The sequence below is a fragment of the Treponema medium genome (assembly GCF_017161265.1).
Lineage (GTDB): Bacteria > Spirochaetota > Spirochaetia > Treponematales > Treponemataceae > Treponema > Treponema medium.
In genome coordinates this window covers 1,513,613-1,533,346 of sequence record NZ_CP031393.1, presented here as the reverse complement: position 1 = coordinate 1,533,346, position 19,734 = coordinate 1,513,613, and the positions used below count along the sequence as shown (strand labels likewise).

Annotated in this window: 12 protein-coding genes; 6 read left to right on the top strand and 6 right to left on the bottom strand. The window is 44.1% G+C overall.

The window, feature by feature from the left end; translation table 11 throughout:
• Positions 1–449: 449 nt before the first annotated feature.
• The 5 genes from DWB79_RS06790 to DWB79_RS06770 all read right to left on the bottom strand — a co-directional run bounded on the left by DWB79_RS06790 (position 450) and on the right by DWB79_RS06770 (position 11,130).
• Positions 450–620: a DUF362 domain-containing protein gene (locus tag DWB79_RS06790; protein ID WP_016523292.1), complete on the bottom strand. Its 171-nt coding sequence runs from the start codon at positions 618–620 to the stop codon at positions 450–452.
• Positions 621–948: 328 nt separating this feature from the next.
• Positions 949–3,591 (bottom strand): DNA mismatch repair protein MutS, encoded by a 2,643-nt coding sequence (mutS, locus tag DWB79_RS06785; RefSeq protein WP_016523291.1) that lies wholly within the window; start codon positions 3,589–3,591, stop codon positions 949–951.
• Position 3,592: 1 nt separating this feature from the next.
• Entirely contained in the window at positions 3,593–4,111 is a 519-nt protein-coding gene (locus DWB79_RS06780; protein ID WP_016523290.1) for an OmpH/Skp family outer membrane protein, read from the bottom strand.
• 12 nt (positions 4,112–4,123) lie between these two features.
• Positions 4,124–6,565, bottom strand: coding sequence for an outer membrane protein assembly factor BamA (gene bamA / locus DWB79_RS06775; RefSeq protein WP_016523289.1), 2,442 nt, complete (start codon positions 6,563–6,565; stop codon positions 4,124–4,126).
• 152 nt (positions 6,566–6,717) lie between these two features.
• Positions 6,718–11,130: a translocation/assembly module TamB domain-containing protein gene (locus tag DWB79_RS06770; protein ID WP_016523288.1), complete on the bottom strand. Its 4,413-nt coding sequence runs from the start codon at positions 11,128–11,130 to the stop codon at positions 6,718–6,720.
• 531 nt (positions 11,131–11,661) lie between these two features.
• Here DWB79_RS06770 and tmk point away from each other — a divergent pair.
• The 6 genes from tmk to DWB79_RS06740 all read left to right on the top strand — a co-directional run bounded on the left by tmk (position 11,662) and on the right by DWB79_RS06740 (position 16,350).
• Entirely contained in the window at positions 11,662–12,291 is a 630-nt protein-coding gene (gene tmk, locus DWB79_RS06765) for a dTMP kinase (RefSeq protein ID WP_016523287.1), read from the top strand.
• Positions 12,292–12,294: 3 nt separating this feature from the next.
• Complete coding sequence (locus DWB79_RS06760; protein ID WP_016523286.1) at positions 12,295–12,909, top strand: hypothetical protein; 615 nt, start codon at positions 12,295–12,297, stop codon at positions 12,907–12,909.
• A 469-nt stretch (positions 12,910–13,378) separates the two neighbouring features.
• Positions 13,379–14,404 carry a M23 family metallopeptidase gene (locus tag DWB79_RS06755; protein ID WP_016523285.1) on the top strand — a complete coding sequence of 342 codons (1,026 nt, stop codon included), beginning with the start codon at positions 13,379–13,381 and terminating at the stop codon, positions 14,402–14,404.
• Positions 14,405–14,406: 2 nt separating this feature from the next.
• Positions 14,407–14,832 (top strand): bactofilin family protein, encoded by a 426-nt coding sequence (locus tag DWB79_RS06750; RefSeq protein ID WP_016523284.1) that lies wholly within the window; start codon positions 14,407–14,409, stop codon positions 14,830–14,832.
• A 9-nt stretch (positions 14,833–14,841) separates the two neighbouring features.
• Entirely contained in the window at positions 14,842–15,369 is a 528-nt protein-coding gene (locus DWB79_RS06745) for a YaaR family protein (protein ID WP_016523283.1), read from the top strand.
• 51 nt (positions 15,370–15,420) lie between these two features.
• Positions 15,421–16,350: a PSP1 domain-containing protein gene (locus DWB79_RS06740; RefSeq protein ID WP_016523282.1), complete on the top strand. Its 930-nt coding sequence runs from the start codon at positions 15,421–15,423 to the stop codon at positions 16,348–16,350.
• A 33-nt stretch (positions 16,351–16,383) separates the two neighbouring features.
• On the opposite strand, the gene DWB79_RS06735 is transcribed toward DWB79_RS06740, so the two are convergent.
• Positions 16,384–19,470, bottom strand: a complete 3,087-nt coding sequence (locus tag DWB79_RS06735) for a right-handed parallel beta-helix repeat-containing protein (RefSeq protein WP_016523281.1) — start codon at positions 19,468–19,470, stop codon at positions 16,384–16,386.
• Positions 19,471–19,734 lie beyond the last annotated feature (264 nt).

Below are 19,734 nucleotides of genomic sequence, written 5' to 3'. Positions count from 1 at the left end.
AAGCGCTAAAAAAAGCAAGAGACTGATAGCCGTATAAGCCTGTGTGTACCGAGTTGCCAACAACCAGAGTGGATAGACAATACAAAAACTGAAAAGAAGGCAAACTCCTAAAAGCAAAACAAATGTACACGCCTTTAAAAATAGAAACTTATAACCAGCCGCCAGTTTGTGAAAATACTCTTTCACGCTTAAAACCTTTTGTAATCAACATATCCCAATGCAGAGACTCGGGCTATGATTGTTCTTATAAAGTGGTTTGCAGTTAGCTTTAATACCCTTTATTCCGGCAAAGCGCTGGGGTATTAAACAATCCGCACGAATAAAATAATAGCGGCAGCCTGTGCATACCGAACCGTCTTGCATATAGGAATCTCTAAAAACCGAAGTTTTCAGAGGTTTTCCTTAGATTAAATTTGCGGTTCCAGAACTGCCGCCAAGAAACCTAAACGTTATTCTTCGGAAATTGCTTCCGTAGGACAAACGCCGGCACATGCACCGCAGCTGATGCAAGCATCAGCATCGATAACCCGTACTCCATTCGCTTCACTGATAGCGCCTACGGGGCATTCACCCTCGCATGCACCGCAATTAACGCAAGCATCGGAGATCTTATAAGCCATAATCATACTCCTTGATATGTGTGATGCCCCTATCATAATCAGAACGACCGAAAAATGCAAGTATATGGGCAGGGCAAATGCATCAGGCTTTTTTTAGTTACCCCGCAGAATCATTGGGGGCTATTCAACCAGAACTGCCAAGGATGGCAGTGGTTCCATATAGTAGCGATGTTTTGTGCGTGCACAAAAGTCGCCTTCAACTGTTGTACATGGATGTACAACAGTTGAAGATGGTTCAAATGGTCTCACAGCCCCCAATGATTCTGCGACTTGTATCTATTTGGTCTGATGCGGTTGCCTGCAGTCGAGATAAGGACTGTTGTAGCTTTTAGTCGCAGGGCAGAAGCGTTTTTTTCCAGCGGGTAATCATCTGCAGCGCTTGGAGCGGAGTGGTTTCGTCGGCGTTTGTAGAAAGGATTTCGTTTATAACCATTTCTTCATCACTAAAGAGATTATTTTCCAGATGCGTTTTCTGCTTATCCGGCACAGTAAAGTCTGTAGGTATGGTAGTACCGGGCACCTGTGCATTAAGCAGCTCTGTTGCGCGCCGTATAACCGTTTCCGGCAATCCGGCAAGTTCCGCGACGTGTACTCCGTATGAATGGGCTGCGATCCCTTCGATAACCTTCTTTAAGAATACGATTTTTCCTTCGGTTTCCAATACATCCAAACAAAGCTTTTGCAGCCGCGGATGGACGAGTTGAGCTAACTCGTGATAATGGGTTGCAAAGAGGGTTTTTGCACCAACCGTATGCAAAAGGTATTCGCTTACCGCCCGCGCAATTGAAAATCCGTCCCCCGTCGAAGTTCCTCTGCCGATTTCATCCATAATAACGAGGCTGTTAACCGAGGCGTTACGCAAGATATATGCAGTCTCGGTCATTTCGACGAGGAAGGTAGACTCCCCGCGGGCGAGATTATCGCTTGCACCAACCCGACAAAAAATACAATCGACAGGGGTAAGCAGCGCTTTTTCCGCCGGCACAAAAGAACCGACCTGTGCAAGCAGCGTAATGAGAGCAGTCTGCCGCAAGAAGGTGCTCTTACCTGCCATATTGGGACCGGTAATAAGTGCAAACGAGGGTATATCCGAAGCGGCGGAAGAAGAAAGCCGTATGCTGTTGGGCACGAATTCGCCTGTCGGCAGATGATTTTCTACAACGGGGTGCCGACCTTCACGGATATCTAACAGGCCGTCGGCGGAAAACTCAGGCTTTACCCATGCATGAAGGGCTGCCGTATATGCAAAGGATTGTAGCACATCCAATTCTGCGATTTCTTTTGCAAGGAGGTGCATCAGTTCAATTCTATTGTATACTTCCGTATGTATTGCAAGGAAAAGCTCTTTTTCACACGCGATAATGTTTTCGCCGACATCGTTCAGCTTTGTTTCAAGTTTGCTTAATGCTTCCGTTGTAAAACGGTCGGCAGTTGTCAGCGAACGCCGTCTAATAAAATGCTGAGGGATCTCCGCCGTTTTAAGGCTGCCGTGGCTTACCTCAAGAAAGTAACCGCTTAACCGGTTGTATTTGATTTTTAAGTTTTTAATCCCCGATTTTTCCCGCTCTTTTTCCAAATAGTTTTCTAAAAGCTTATTGGCGTTATCCCGCGTATCGCGCAGTTCATCCAGTTTTTTTGACCAGCCCTGCTTAATTAAGCCGCCTTCGGTAAGGACAATCGGGCAATCTTCGGCGATGCTGTTATCCAAAAGCGTATAGAGCCGTTCCATATCATCGCTCAGCTTTTGCGGCAGCTGTAAAAAAAAGAGGCCGTTACTTCTACTGAGCTGTGCAAGCTCGATACAGGCTTTAAGGCTCTGCTTAATTCCTAACAGATCCTTTCCGTGCGCCCGCTGCATGGCAACCCTACCGGTAAGTCGGTGGATATCAAGCACTGCAGCAAGTGTGTTCCGCACGGCAGCGAGCGCTTTTTCATTATGGAAAAGCAGCGCCGTTTTATCAAGCCGTGCATTTATTTCCTCAGCGGTTCGCAGCGGATGATAGAGCCAGTGCCGCAAAAGGCGCGTTCCCATCGCCGTCTTTGTATAATTGACGGTTTCAAACAGGGTAAAAGAATCCGTATTGTCATGCAGGTTTTGGAGCAGTTCAAGGTTTTTACGTGTCGCATCATCCATCATCACAAAATCGGAGTCGCGGTATACCCTTATACCTGTAATATGGGGCAGAGCCGCTCCTGTCGTTTGATCCAAATATTGAAGCAGCAGCCCCGCAGGCGGCAATTCGGGTGAAGATGCCGTTAAAGAAAACGATTTAAGTGTTTCGGTACCGAAGCACGCACACAGCCTCTTTTCTGCGGACGCAGCGGAAAAATGCCAGTCGGGATAGAGGTTTTGCAGCATCTGCGGATATTCTCCGCACAAGGTTTTTAAGGCCGGCACCGAATCGGCAAGCGATATTTGAATAAGGATTTCCCGCGGCTGTATGCGGCCGAGTTCTTTTTTAAATTGCTCTGCAAATTCCGAACGCGGAAAAGACGTAGCAAAAAATTCTCCGGTACTGACATCAAGGTAGGCAAACCCGATAAACACATCCGTAATAGTACCGCAGGTAATTTCTTTCGGTGTACAGTACACAGCGGCAAGGTAATTATTTTGCCCTTGCTCAAGGAAATCTTCCCCTGTAGCGGTGCCGGGGGTAATTACTTCTACAATCTTTCGTTCTGTCAGTTCACCGGGTACGACATCCGAAACTTGCTCGCAAATCGCAATTTTTTTTCCGGCACGCAACAGACGCGCAATATAAATACGCGAAGCATGATAAGGAATGCCGCACATAGGACTTCCCGTCCGCTGTGTCAGCGTTAAATTCAGCAGTTTACTCACCTCGATTGCATCGTCATTAAACATCTCATAAAAATCGCCTAAGCGAAAAAAGAGCACAGCATCTTTATACTGTGCCTTTATTGAGAGATATTGCTGCATCATCGGAGTGAGAGACGCCGGTTTTGTCATATTAGTTTGAACTGAGTTCTCGGATAACGGTTTCTGTAATATCGACAGTCGGGCTATACCAGATAATTGCTTCACCCTGTTGTAAGTTCAGAACCATTGTATAGCCCTGACTTTCTGCGATCTTTTTAATTGCGGCATAAAGACGAGAATAAAATACATCGTCGCTTACCAAACTCTTCCGCAGCATTGCCAGTTCATCATTGCACGCCTTAGAATACTCAAGCAAAAAACTTGTCTTTGCGTCGATTTCAGCCTGATATTTTTGAACGGCATCGGATCTTCCGATTGCTTCCGCATCCACCTTTTTTTGGCGAAGGGCAATAATCTCATCGGACATTCGTTGTGTTTCTGCCTGATACTTTGCCTGTTTCGCCTGATAGTCGCGGACGGAACGGGAATCTCTCAAAAAAGTAGCGTAAATGCGGGAGGTGTCGACAACCGCAAACCGGGTTATCTGTTGCGCCGATAATGCAACGGCACCCGTCAAAAGACAAAACAATATAAAAGCATATTTTTTCATCATTTACTCCTTTTATAGATTAGGCACATTAAACGATAATACAAAACGCCAGTCGGCGCCTTTACCATTCCCCCAAACCAGCTTTCCATTCTTCGCTTTGAAAGTGTTTGCAAACATTAGTCGTAACGGGAATTGAGGAATAACAAAACGCAATCCCGGTCCAAAGCTAAAATAGTAATCATCGATTTTAAAGGTCTTTAAATCAGTCAAATCTTTTTTGACGGCTGCAGCATCCGCAAAAAAGTCAAAGGACAGAATACCGTGCGCTAATGGCCATCTAAACTCTATCCAATGGTTAACCAGCACATTTCCTTTGCCGGTCGATCCCAATGTCAACCAGCCTCGGCCGGTAAACATCCCGTCAATAGCGAGTTTACTGCTATCTCCGATGTGACTGTTCGGCATCGGTATCTGGAACGAGAATCCTGTATAAAAGGCCAGTACAAATTTGAGGTTCCAAATTTCAGAAACAGGATAATCGACAAGCGTAAAATATGCTTCTGCTTTTGTTTCGGAACGGAAGAAATATTCATCCTCAACTTTTGGTATAAGACCAAAGAAAGAGATCTGTTCACTCAAGAACCAGCCTTTGCCCGGGTCATAGGTAATATCGCGTCCGTCAAGCGAGAGACGCGTCCAAAACGAGTTGCTGAGTCGCCATTTAGCTTGCTGCTGTCGTATCGTCGGATCAGCTGCACGATATAACTTAGTATCGTAGAAGTTCTTGACCAATGAAAAGTTCACACCACCACGCAGTGTAGTTGTAAAGAAACGGTTATACCACCGATAGCCGGTATGGATGCCGAACGTTGTTTCAAAGCGGTCATAACGCATCCGATACGCATTTGCCAAATCTTTATTTTTTTCAAATTCTTCTTTATTCTTAAACGGTCCGTAAGGGAATACCATATCTTGATAATCAAACAACGATTTATGCGTAAGCGATAGATCAAACCCAAGCGTCAGCGGATAACCGAGAAACCAGTTTTCAGCATAACCAAGTTGGAGCGTTTGATTATCCGTTGCCGCAGTCGCATTAACCGATAGTTCGTTCCCGCGCCCTGCAAGATTTCGTTCCTGCCACTGAACAAATAACGAAAGCGGGAAACTGTCGGCATCCGAAACGCCCGAAAACGTAATTCCAAATTGAATGCTTGCCGTCGACTGCTCTTCAACATTGAGGATGACATCTATCAGATCCTGCTCGGAACCGGGTTGTACATCCGGCACAACCGTAGAAAAATAACGCAGGTTAAATAAATTGCGCAAACTATTGGTAAATTTTGATTTTGAAAAAACATCTCCCGGTTCAAATAAAAGCTCACGGCGTATCACATAATCTTTTGTTCGTGCGTTACCTCGAATAATAATATTTTCAATATGACTTCTACTTCGTTCCACAATAGTGATTACGAACGATACTTTCTTAGTTGTCGAATCGCGTTGCATTGCTTTTGCAATATAATTTGAAGTATACCCGTTTTCAAAATACATATCGGCAATGGCTTGAAAGCCCTGCTCAAATCTGGTCATATTCAAAATATTGCCCGGTGTCAGTCTTATTTTTGCACTCAAATCCTCAGTAGAAAAAATCTTATTTCCCTCAAAAGAAGTTCCGTCGTAAGTATACTGCTCTCCTTCCATAATGATATAGGTTAGCTTTACCATGTTTTTTTGCGGATCGGATTCTGAATCTATATCTTGAACAATATTTTCAACATGAGCATCGATATAACCGCGTTCGCCGTAGAATTGCTGTATAGCCGTCTTATCTTCTGCGAGCAGTCTCTCTTGAAAAATTCCCTTTACAAGGAATTTTGCCGGTTTGGTAAGGAGAACGCCTTTCAGCGCCTTCTCTCCGACGGCGGTGTTACCTTGGAATGCAACTTCGGAAACGATTGTTTGCTTTCCTTCCGTAATGGTAAATTCAAGGATAACGCCTCCTTGCGGGCTATCGGAAACGCTTGAGCTTACGACAGCCGATGCATACCCTTTTTCTATATAGTAATTTTTGATGGTTTGTTCGTCGGCATTCTTTTTTATCTCATTGTAGATATCGCCTTTTTTCAACACTACTTTGGATAAAATATCGCCGCGTGAAATTTGATAATTTCCCGTTACTTTTATCAGTGTAACAACGGGCTTTTCGGTTACTTCAAATTCAAGCCGAACATACTGATAATCGATGTCGGCAGGAACCGCCTTGGGTACAATGTCGGAAAAATAATCAAGCGCATACAATTTTTGCAGTATTTCCGAATACGTTGCATCAGAAAAGGGTTTCCCCTTAAATGAATCAAAAATACCGTCCATTTCGGTTTTTGATACGCTATTCAATCCCTGAAAAACAATGGTTGTTATCGGTTTATTTTCATACCAATTATCGGGAGCTTGTGCCCATAAAAAGCAGAAGGATAACATGAGCGCCGTTACGGCTACCATCTTTTTTAACATTAAAGACTCCTCTGGACATCTCTAAAAATCGAAGTGTTTAGAGATGTCCTTCTATCTCATTTACATTATCTTATCAACGATAGTATTATCGAGTATTATCGCTCGGCATCCTTTTTGCACTACACGGTAATACCCTTTTCGGGGCATTGAGTTTAATATGAATATTTCCATGAAAAAGTCAATGCAGTATCTCCTACAAATAAGGTATCCGGTTTTGTAGGGGCGACTGACCAACGCAGCAAAAAGAAGGGAGTTGCCATTTCCAAACCGATTTCAGGCTGAAATAAAATATCCTTATAAACAGGACGCTTTGAGCCGCCGTTCTTAAGCGATTTTGAATCATAGTGGCTTAAGTGCAGCAGCGCATCCGCATAGATAGCCGAACCGAAATATTTCCCTATATAAACACTCGTATTATCAAGATAGTTACTCATTGTTAAAGTAGTATTCTGATTCGCACTGAACAAGTTACCAAAAATGGCATTTTGCAGCAACAATGTACGGAAAGAAAAAGCATCCAATCCTAAGAAATCCCTAACTTTGCTCTCCGCTTTTTTGAGAAAGCCTACTTGTGCAAGAATATCGGAACTGGAAACCAGCAGATTTTGCCATAGATTATCTTTTCCCGTATCGCCGATAGCCACTTGTCCCAATAGCTGCATAATTTCATTCGTAGAACGCGGCGGATCCGAACTGATTTCCGGATTAAAACTGAATAATGACTGATCCTTTGCCGTCAAAACAAGCCGCAGCGGTTCACCGTTACTGTCACGATCCCGAATTTCTGCCCTTAAGGTTACCAACGGTTCAATTTCATTAGCAACATCCGCAAAAGTAATAGCCCCTTCACGGATATAGAAACTGCGCTTAATATAGAACACCTCACCGCCTCGCATCTTTATGTCACCTTTCATTGTAAAGTTACCGGTTCCGGCATCAGCAATCAGCGAAAGCGGAGAATCGGTAGGCACAAGCGTTCTTAAAATTGGGAAATCTGCAGTCGGCCAACGGAATTCAGCTTTATGCCCGAACTGTAAATCTAGCTTCATATCAAAAGCGGTATCGCCCTCACCTCCATATTGGGCATTGAACTTATCAAGATTATCAAATTTAAACACAAAGTAGCCTGAATCAAATATTGCGGAGCCGTATACGCCGACAAGCGTAGGTGTTACCTTTATCTCAACAGTACAACCGGCAAGACCGTCCGCTTGAAACAAGATATTGTCGGTCTTAAATACTCCCTTCTTAGTTCCGAGTGTTCCACATTGGACTGAAATATTGTTAGGAATCCACCCTGAAAATTCCGCAGTACACCGCGCCCAAATATCCGTCGACGGGCCTTTCAATACGGTATACGGTACCTCCAGCCCCGTACCGTCCGCAATGATGTCGAGCAAAACAGGGCCATAGATCTCCGGTGCATAGTGGGGAGAATTAACGGTTATATTCTGCCCAACTAATTTTCCGTTAAACTCAGGCTCCATCGGTTTGCCCCCGATCGTCAAATCTCCGGTAAGCGTTCCGCCGTAAAAGAGTACATAATCCAAGCCGGTTATATCCCAGATTCGTTTAACGTCAGCACGAATACCTGACACTTGTATATTTAAAGCATCTTTTTTTACCGTACCGTCCAAATTAAGCTTAAGCGGAAGCGACTCCGCCAATTGAAGCGAAACAACACCATCGTCTAAAATAAAGCCGGTTATATCATCATTCTTTCCGGCATAAAACGCGGTAACGCCCGGATCACGGATCAGTGAAAGCGGCACAGTGTTCTTCCCTGTGAAATTACCGAACTGCCAATTACTCAAGTAAGTGTTAATCGTAAAGCGCTCTCCAAGGTTTTTCAGCCGAGAAAACAATGCGCCTTTCGTTTTTTCATCAGGTTGTACACCGGTGTACACAGTACCAATATGCGCTTTCAGCTGTTTGTCGGCAAGCATGCCGGCATAATCGGCATCAAGCTTTCCGGTCATCTCAGCTAACGAAAAACTGCCCGTTACATTAGAAGCTTCATGCGCGCCCCACCCAAGCTGCGTAATACTCAGTTCCGCTTTTTCATCTTCAACCACAAGGGAACCGACTGCATTCAAATCTTCACCCTGTACAAACATCGAAAGTTGAGACAAATCCAATCGAGCTAAAAAGGAATCCGGATCGACTGAAAAAGCGGCATCAGCCGACACACTATGCTTCTTTCCCTGACTATATAAAAAACGATCCAACGAGATATTATCAAGCTTAAGCGATCCGTCGGCACGGATATCTCCGCTAGAAAGATCAACCTTTGCTGCAAACTCAAACTTTTCGGCGGCATCGGGTGAAACGAGATTCATCGCAGCAGTGTAGCTTTTTTCACCCTCACTATCAGGTACAGAAACTGCCGTTACAGCCAACGTACCGGTCAGCGCTTCGTCATCACCAAGTTTAACTTGAGACAAAAACAGTCCTGAAGGATCTGCTTTTCCCATAAAATTAAAACCAACCTTTGCCGGAGTCAATGACGCAGGTGTTCCATAACTGACATATCCGTTATCAATAGTATAAAGCCAGTCTGTACGATTATGGTATTGAAACTCCGAATCCAGAGTTAAAAAGAGGGGCAGAAAAGGCAGCGGTATTTCATTAGTCTTAATGGTTCCTTTGAAGCCGGTACCTTTTTCATAAAGGGCACTGATTGCAAGACCATAGTCGCCGTAAATATTGAGAACATTTTGAGAAAAGAAGCCCTGTATCTGATAACCGATCGAGTTAATCGCTAAAGAACTGGTAAAAATAATGTCGCTTAAACGATCAAAATCGGCATTGATATTTCCACGAACAGACATGTTTTTATAGGATAGTTCGATATCGGTCAATGCAAAGGAAGATTGATTACCTTTTACCGATAACAGCGCATAAAAGTCGTTCAATATATTTGAAACTAAAACGAACCTGATGCAGTTATATGAGAAACTGCGTAAATCACTCGAAATATAAAATTCGGTTGTACATTGAAGCGATTCAACAGCCTCCTGCGGTATATCAATGCCGGGAACCGCAGCTTGAACAAAGTTGCAGATCGTACCGATACCGACGGCATCGAATGCCCCATGCAGTTCTACAAAATGAGGAGAAGAGGAGACGCTACCGCTGCCTTCGTTATAAATATAAGATCCGTCAAAACTATACTTTCCATATTCGTCTTCTGCAGAGAGTACATAATCGATCTTTTCAGATGATGGATTAACGGTTAATCCGATATTACGGAGTACACCGTCGCCGGCAGTCAGCTTCGGTATTTTGCAGAAGAACGATTTTCCTTGTTTAAAAAACTGAAAATTTGCAGCCGCTGAAGCGCCGGATGGAAGGTTAAACCGTTTTACAACAGCCTTCCCTGTAGGGATCTTAGTGTCGAGGTCAAAAGTAAATTCGGAAAAAATATCCGCATCTTTCCCCAACAGCGAAAGCTGTGAAACGTTGATTCCCGTATCGGTTCCTTCCGCTACAAGATTCAGTTGAGCAGCCGCAAAACGATATGAAGGGAACACCAACGACGGCAATGCAAAACTTAAATCGGTATTCCATTGGATATGTTGCTCCGAAAGTGCAAATTGAAAGTTGCCGGACATTGTCATAGAAGCAAATTGGGTGAGACTTTTGGGCGCATTATATACCCTAATGGACTGTAAGGGGGCAAAATCTTTGCAGCTGAACCTTCCATTTATATCGTTTGTTGCAATATTCCAGCTTGCGGTAAAATCGATCGGCTGAAAATCTTGCATAGTATTAAAGGTAAACACCTTATCTCGATAATCTGCAAATAGTTTTAACCGGTATATTGCAAACCGATCAGTAGCAAGATGCGAAAAATCGGCAACTACTGAACCGGCAGTTAAATCTTTGTTGAATTTTCCTTCTATAGTAAAGGCTGTTTCAGCTTGACCGATAGTCGTATAATCGATATTTCGATAAGAGGCGGTACTGCTAAGACTTACCGTTACGGCATCCGAATCGATAGCGAAATATCCATCCGTTATCTTTGCGTTGATATCATGTACGGTATTTCTAAATCTTAAACGAACATTTTTAATGCGGATGTTCAACAGCTGCGAGGAGAAAAAAGAAAGAATCTGTTCGGCATTTACGGAAGATTGAGCGGAACTTGGGGATTGCAGCATTGAGTTGAGCTTTTCGGCAAGCGATTTATTTTCTATAAAGTCTATATCAATAAAGCCGTTGGCAATATTCACGGAATCTAAAATATCAGTAGTCTTTCCGAAGATGAGCACCCAAAAACGGTACTGAACAGAGAAATCCTCAAAAGCAGCAATTTCTACATTATGTTCCGCATCAAAGATTTTTACATTCTGCAATGAAACCGACCGCAGTATTGAAGGAGAAAGCGATTCGTATGATAGGCGTACATTATACGTTTGCTCCAGCTCCGTCAGAATCAGTGAACGCACCGCCGACAATTTTTTTTCAAGCGTTTGCATCAGAGGGCGAAGCACCGCAAAAGAGAGGATAAGTATACATAAAAATAGCAAAAACTCTACTTTAGACCGTGCGGCAGGTTTCATCGGAGGGCTATTATATCAAAAAAGAAATTGTTATGATAGATAAGGGCGTTGGGTAAACGCATCAGACTTCTTTAAATTTCCCCGCAAAATCAGGATGTCGTTCAAGCAGAGTTGAACCTCTTCGCGGTTCAAATGCTTGCCCAACATCCTGATTTTGCGATTTATATTTATCTGTCTGGTACGATTGCCCTCTTTTTAAAATAAACCGCATGAAATTTTGCCTAAAATTTCATGCAAAAGGAAGATAAACGCATCAGACTTCTTTAAATTTCCCCGCAGAATACTGAGGCCGTTCAACCTTTCCTTTTGAAAATATGGGGCATCTACTTCGTTATTTCACAAAAATTAGTCCTCGACGTGCAAAAGCACGCCTGCGGGTAATTTTTGTTTATGCCTTGTATCTGCCTCCCATATTTCCAAAAGGCTAACGGAAAGATTATTTTCGAACACCATAGTCTCATTTATTTTGCGGTATTTGATTTATTTGTCTGATACGATTATCCTCTTGCTAAGAATAAGGAAAAACTTTAGATGATTTTGAAAAATTTTGTGGTTTTTGAGGGGCTGGACGGGACAGGGACGACGAGCCAGATACGGTTGTTACAGGAAGCGTTTGCTTCCCGCGGGCAGCAAGATGCCGTGTATTTTACCTGTGAACCCACCGGCGGCTCCATCGGGAAGTTAATCCGCGAAGCGCTCTCAGGCGCAGCAGGATTCGATGCTCAAACGATTGCCTATCTTTTTGGAGCGGATCGTTGTGAACATATATATGGTAAAGAAGGTATTTTAGCGCAACTGCAAGCGGGGAAGGCGGTTTTTTCCGACCGGTATCTTTTTTCCAGCCTTGCCTATCAAGGTTTGGCTGCCGGAAAAGAACTGGCACGGGCAATCAATGCGCCGTTTCCGCTCCCTGAATACCTCGTTTTCTTTGACCTGCCGGCAAAAACCGCGATGGAACGGATCGAAAAACGCAATATCCCGCGTGAAATATACGAAAAAGAGACGTTTCAGCAAAAAGTTGCAGACGAATATCAGGCTATTTTTAGGTATTACGCGGAAACGGCGCCGGATATGCAAATTATTCGTATCGACGCTTCTAAAACCATAGCGGAAATTCACGAAAAGATCTGGAGTATTGTCTGCAATCTGCCGATAGTATGAGAGATGAAAAAGCGTTTTTGCTTATCCGCAGTGTTACTTTTTTTCTCGTTCGCGCAAACGGCATTACTGCCTGCGTACTTTGTAACGTATAAAGAGCAGTATTATAAGCTCTATCATATTCACTACCAGCAGTATCCCGACGATACGCTTGAGAATATTTATTGGCTTGAAAAGGCAATAAATGCGGACTTCTGTAATCCCTTGTATGCGCTGGGAAAGATCAACGATAAAACGGATTGGGAAAAATACCGGTACCTGTTTATGATGCACTTAAACCTGAAAATGGTAGAACAACACCTCCGGCTCGGTATGAAATATGATAAGCAGGTCGCATATTTTTATAATGCGCCGTGGAAAGAGCAAAACATCGAAAGTTTAAAAATGGCCGAAGATTGTTATAATACCGCCTTATTTTATTGGAAAGAAGCAACGCTTTGGGCGGAAAAGGCAGATGTGCGGAAGTTTCAGTTTCTTTTCTTAACCGACCTACAGTATTGGGAGGATGAACGGGAGCGAATTGCACAAAAAAAGCTCAATTACGAACGCACGATAACACGGGAATTGGAACGGCTCGCCAAAGTCCGCGCCGAATTTATGCAGATGGAGGACACATACTGATAATTCAAAATTGAATTATCAGTATGTGCGAAATTTTTTATTAAAATTTCGCATAGTTTATTGTGAAAGAAGGGAAAACGTAGCAGGCCAATGGGATAAATACCGCAGAATAATGGAGATTGGGCAACCATTTGAACCATCTTCAACTGTTGTACATCCGTGCACAACAGTTGAAGGCGAGTTTTGTGCACGCACAAAACATCGCTGCTGTAGGGAAACACTGCCATCCTTGGCAGATCGGGTTGAACGGTCTCCATTATTCTGCGGGAAACGCGAACATTGTACTTCCTTGTACAATGTTCGTGTCAAGTTTTTCTAGCGAAAAACTTGCTGCTGATTAGTATCACCGCCATCCGTGGCGGATATGAAAAAACAGTATGCTACGTTTTCCCTGAATGCGAATGCTGGACAGGTAGCCCGTTAATTGGTATACTTTTCCAATAAGTTTTATATAAAGAGGGGCAAAAAAGTGTCTCGAACACGAGGATATAAGAAAACTGAAAACAATATTGTACGATATATCTCCAAACAGATAAAGAAAGCAGCCGAAGCGGTTTTGCATTTTTTTCAACGGATTATTGCGGGCGGTCGGAAAAAACTAACCATTATGATCGTCCCCCATTCGCAGAAAAAAGTATTAAACTTTCAAACCAGTATTTTTAGCTTACTTTTCACTTTGATTATCGCCATCGGCTTTTTCTCTTCATTCTTTTGGTTTGCACACAAAACAGCAGTATCGGTACAAGATCTTTCCGCTACAAAAGAGGAAGCCCGTAAAGCACAGGCAAGTCTGGATGTATTACGAGATGAAACAAATGAGCTTTTAAAAACAGCACGGAATTTTCAAACGGCGCTTACCTCGACGTTTTCTTCCCTCGGTTTAAAGACCACAGCACCAGCCGGACAAACGGCAAACGGCGACTTGTCCTTTCTATTTAATATGCATGAGGTTGCAGAAGGCTCTCTGAAAGAAGCTGCGGAGCTGCAACAGCTTACCTCATACCTTAACGATGCTGTTTTACCGGTACAGGAAATGGGGAAGCTTCTTAATATGCAGACAACCCTCTTTTCCGATATTCCGAGCCTCTGGCCGATTAAAGGCGGTATCGGACATATTTCGATGGCGTTCGGGCAAAACCGGCACCCTTTTACCGGGCAGTGGTATATTCATAAAGGTATCGACCTTTCCACCTATCGTTCGGGAGACCCCATCGTTGCAACTGCCGACGGTCAGGTTGTTACCGTAGAATTTGATCCGGGCTGGGGAAATTATATTATCATTAAGCATAAGCACGGTTTCTATACCCGTTATGCACATCTCCAATCCTACCGCGTAACAAGAGGCGAATATGTGCAGCAGGGACAAACCATCGGATATATTGGAACAACCGGTATTTCGACAGGCCCCCACTTACACTATGAAGTACATATCGGTTCCGATGTTGTAGACCCGATTAAATATCTCAATATTAAAGCTTCCAATACAAAGCAATAATTATGGCAAAAAAAAACTTTATCGATGATATTTCGGTCAACACCATTGTTGGGTCGGGATCGCTGATAAGCGGAAATGTAACGGTTTCCGGACTTTTGCGAATCGACGGTGATATAGACGGCAATATACAAACTATGGGACGTGTCATTATCGGAGAGGAAGCCCGAATACGAGGCAATATCCGTGCAGCTTCGGTTAGCGTAGGCGGAATTGTACAAGGCGATATTATTGCGCCGGATTATGTCGTCGTTCTTTCATCGGGTATGGTTATCGGATCGGTTCTAACAAAAAAGCTGCGGGTTGATGACAATGTTATTCTACACGGCTTCTGCTCCGCAATCGGCGATCAAAACAGCTTTGAGGAAGCGGAAAAGAAATATTCAAACCGACAAGCGTTGCATTCCTCCACTTTTTCTTACTCAAAATAAAGGAGAAAGATGGGAAATCAGATAGAAAGTTCAACTTACGCAGCAGGGGTAACCGTTCAACCGTCCTTACAAACCAAAACGGCACAATCAGAAAAAGACAAAAAAAAACTGAATAAATTTAAAGAGATGCTGCGAAGCGTCTTACCCCAAACCCAGCCGGGAAACGAAGCCGATATCATCGAGCAGCTGAGCAAATTACCACAAGAAGAAGCAATCGCTCTGTTGCAAGACGATGTACGATCTGCAGGGGATACATTGAGAACTCGCCAAAATCCTGAAACAATTTTACGGTACAAACAGGCCGTCAAAAACTTTATCAGTTATGTCGCGCGCGAAGCATATACGGTTACAACACGAACTCATTTACGACGTGATAAGACCAATCATTTACGGCCGCGCTCTTTCACCCAAATTGTTATTATCAATGAAAAGCTTGACAAGTTTGCAGGCGAATTGCTCTGCGACCAAAAAAGCCAACTTTTTATTCTTGAACGGTTAGAGGAAATATACGGCTTGATTATAGATTTGATTACATAATCGACCTGTTCAGAAACGTAAGTTTCCGAACAGGTTTAATAGGAGTCAAAAATGGATATTGAATTTGTAGAAACATATACCGAATACGAAGAAATAGATGATTTAAGCGCTTTGGAAGATAACGATGTACCTCAAACGGAAGAAACTATACCGGAGGGTGCTTTTCCTCAACCGCTCTATCAGTTAAAGCTTGAATATTCACAAGAGACTTTTTACGCAACAGCGGCGGAATTAAACTTACAAAACGGTGATTATGTGATTAGCCCGACACGCTACGGTGATGATATGGCTCGTGTAATGGGTTTGGTACAACATCCGATTAGGGTAGCCATTAAAGATATCGTTACGGTTACGAGAAAAGCAACGGATGAGGATTTTCAACGGCAAAAAGCAAATCTTGAAAAAGAAAAAGAAGCAAGCGCCCTTTTTAAAGAAAAAGTTCTTATTCATAAACTTGATATGAAGTTGATTGATTGCCACTACTTGCTCGAGGATCCTAAAGTGATCTTCTTTTTTACGGCAGACACCCGTATCGACTTTCGTAAGCTGGTTAAAGACTTGGTTGCTATTCTGCATCTCCGTATTGAGCTGCGGCAAATCGGTGTTCGCGATGAATCGAGAATGGCTGGCGGCATTGGCTGTTGTGGGAGACCTTTTTGCTGCCATGCCGTAACAGACAAGCTGCGACCGGTATCCATCAAGATGGCAAAAGAACAAAATCTTTCGTTAAATTCGCTTAAAATTTCAGGACAATGCGGCCGCCTGCTTTGCTGCCTAGCGTATGAGTATGACTGGTATGTGGAAACTCGGAAAAAACTACCATCAATCGGTACCAGCCTCTACTATGATAATACGCTGTTCCGAATCAGCGAAATAAATCTGATTACCGGTATTATTGCGCTTGCAGGAGAAGACGGGCGGGTTATCTCCATACCTGCACAGCGCTTTTTTCAACAGCACGGAAAATGGAAAATCAATTAACACCGTGCCGGGACTGAAACCCGGCCTTACCTTCTACGGTGTCCCCTTTTTCAGCCTGAGCGCATTGCTGCTCAGTTCCGTCGTCCATTCCTGCTCGCTTGGCGCCGTCTGCTTGGTTATGGGGAACTTGTTGATATAGGCTAACGTAAGCGGAAATCCGTCTCCTTTTACAACTTCCCGCCCCGCAGTATAACCAAAATCGCTTCTCACTGTGAGCGTTGCCGCGTGTTGTTCTGTAAGCGCTCCGGTAACGGTGATATACGCATAGTTGCTAGAGTCAAAACCGCCCAAATGCACATCATTATTTTCATTAACTGTTGCACTTCCGGACATCTCAACCTTCGTACTCTTAGCTTCCAGATACATACCCTTTCCCAAACCGGGCAGAGCGGAAACGGTATTACCGGTTACAGTGCCTCCGGTAAAGTTTAGTATATTATTGTAGCGGAGATATATTCCGCCGCAAATAGAGTTTGCGTTATTCTCCTTTATCGTAGGTGTTTTAGAAGCATATTCTTTTATAGAAAGTTTATACTCTGAAGTAATTCCGCCGCCACTGTCTGCGATATTATTGGAAATAGTAGAATTGCCGGACACGACAATTTCACCATTATTGCTACCATGAGCTTTACCATGAATACCACCTCCGTATCCGGCTTCATTGCCGTTAATAACACCGCCCGTCATATCCAATATACCATGAAGCACAAAAACACCTCCGCCACTTCCCAGTTTTTTATGGGGTGGATTTTTATCTTGATATGAGGCCTTATTCCCGGAAATTTTACTATCATCGCCGCTCATCTTAAACGAGCTATTGCTCGTAACGGCAACACCGCCGCCGTATCCGGCTTCATTATCGCTGATGGTACCGCCTGTCATCGTAAAGGTAGCACCGGAAGTACTGCCATCTACACTATCCCCTACGCATACGCCGCCACCTGTATGTCCAAAATATTGCTTATCCCCCTCAAGCGCTTTGTTATTTTCTATGGAGCCGGCCTTCATCTCGAATATTGCGCCGTCACACACGCACACACCACCGCCTATTGTCGAAAGGTTCGAGCCGCTGCCTGCCGTTTTAACTTTGTTGCCGGTAATTTTAGGGGAATGCTCTTCCATAATGAACTTACTTCCGCTGTCGCTGACACAGACCCCGCCGCCCATGGCCTTTGTACCGGAGCTTCCTTGTGTAGTTGCCGTATTACCGCTTATCGTGCCGCCTTTCATCGTAAATGTTGCACCGACGCTAACGAATACGCCGCCGCCCCTCGTCTTCGGAGCCGTCGATTGCACCGTATTGCCGTTGATGGTACCGCTATGCATGGTGAATGTCCCTCCGGAGGTTGCATACACGGCGCCGCCGTCAGTCGCCGAGTTGTTGGTAAGCGTACAGCCGGTTATGGTAACGGTTCCTCCCTGACTTCCAATGGCTCCTCCGCTGCCCCCATTCGCGTTGCAGCCTTCAATCGTGCAGTTTGAAAGCTCTGCCCTTCCGCTGCTCTGAACAAAAATGGCACCGCCGTCTCCGCCTGAGGGAGCCGTAGCATTTTTGAGTGTCAGACCGCTTAGGGTGAGTGTTTTACCTGTTTGCACGTTGAAAATACGGTGCACAGGTTTACTGCCCGTATTGCCGTTTGCGTTCAGAATATCGGTATCCTTGCTGCTTTTGCCCCGTATCGTGAGGTCTTTGTTGATGATAATTTCGTCATAGTTACCGGAATCGTTCGTTGCCTTGATTTCTCCCTTTATGGTGATGATGTCGCCTTCGGTAGCATTTACCACAGCCTCTCTCAACTTTTTCCATTTTTCATTCTCATTGAGTGTACTAGCGTCTATAGTTACGCCTCCTGCACGGGTCAGTGTGTAGTACACATCACGGGTGTCTTCGGTAAATCCCGGCGCCGTTGCTTTAAGGGCAACTTTATACTTCTTTGTTTGCCCAACAGTGCCGGGCGTGATAAGCCGTATCCCCGTAAGCGGCGAAGCACCCGAACCCTTGCTTGTTTCTACCGCCATACCGCTTGTTATGTTGTAAACCGTGTACGAAATAGTAACGCCGGGCGTATTGCATGTTGCTTTGAGCGTTGCACCGTCTTCATCACATCTTATGCTATACGGATAAGCCTGTTCGCCGGTTTCTCCGGATTGAGGAATATACGAGGATGGATTTGTTACGACAAGGTTTATGGCTCCAACTTTCCTTTTAACGGTACTGCATTTAACCTCGTTTGAACGAAGCCCCGCCGCATCGCTGAGCTGTGCGGTGTATGTTTTTGCCGCCGACGAAGGAGATATTTCGATATCCGTTTTATAGTATATGAGCCATTTATCCGTAGCCGCCGGGAAGTTAGGCGCGGCTCCCTCATAATCACCTGCCTCCAACTGCATTGCAGTCATTAAAAGTGGATCACCAGGCTTCCAGTTGAATGTTTTAGCCGCAGCATTGATGTTTTGTATGGTGTAAACGCTGCTTTCTCCGCTTTCCTTTGTTATATGCAGCGTTTTAATATCCCCATGCAGATGCGAAAGAGGAGACGGCAGAGGAGCGTTCATATTCTGTGCTTGGAATATGAGCACATAGTACCATTTGCCGTCTGCCTGTGTTTTCCCGACACCTTTGTACTCCAGAGCAGGGGGAGTGTCAGCCTTGAGGTTCATACTGAATCGCTTGTCGAACACTCTATTGTCATCAGCAATGAAGGTAATCTCGGCTCCGATATCGCCGTTACCCCATTCGTGCGCTTGTAAAAAATCTTTCTTATATGTGAGGATGAGTTTATTGCTTGTCGTTTGCGTGAGGGTATAGTCTTTTTCTATACCGTACTGAGGTTGAGTAGACAGCCCCGGAAAACGGATAACCTTATCGGAGGATGTCGGCATCTTGAGAGTCAATTTTTTGGGATTTCGCAGTTTAATCGTAACCGTTACGTCTTCCGCCGACGATACATACAGCATCTCTCCCATACTGATATATGGTTTATCGAGCGTAAAATCCGTAGCGGCAACTTCCGTCGACCAATAACTCAAATAGTCTTCTATGTCTGCAGTAAACTGCGTACAGGTTGTACATAAGAGGATTAAACATATTCCGGTTAGAATGGCATAGACGTTACGCATACGTCCCTCCGTTTTGAGAATAAAGGTCTTTTTGATTCTGCATAAAATGTAAAGGAGTTTTTATAAAAAAATACGCAGCAAACTTGTTTCGTTCTTTGCGTGTATACTGATGAGAAAAATTGATGGCGGATGCATGTAAAAAAGAGAGAGCTATGTTTGCACAGAGACTGTGAGACTGTGAGACTGTGAGACTGTGAGACTGTGAGACTGTGAGACTGTGAGACTGTGAGACTGTGAGACTGTGAGACTGTGAATTATGCGGAG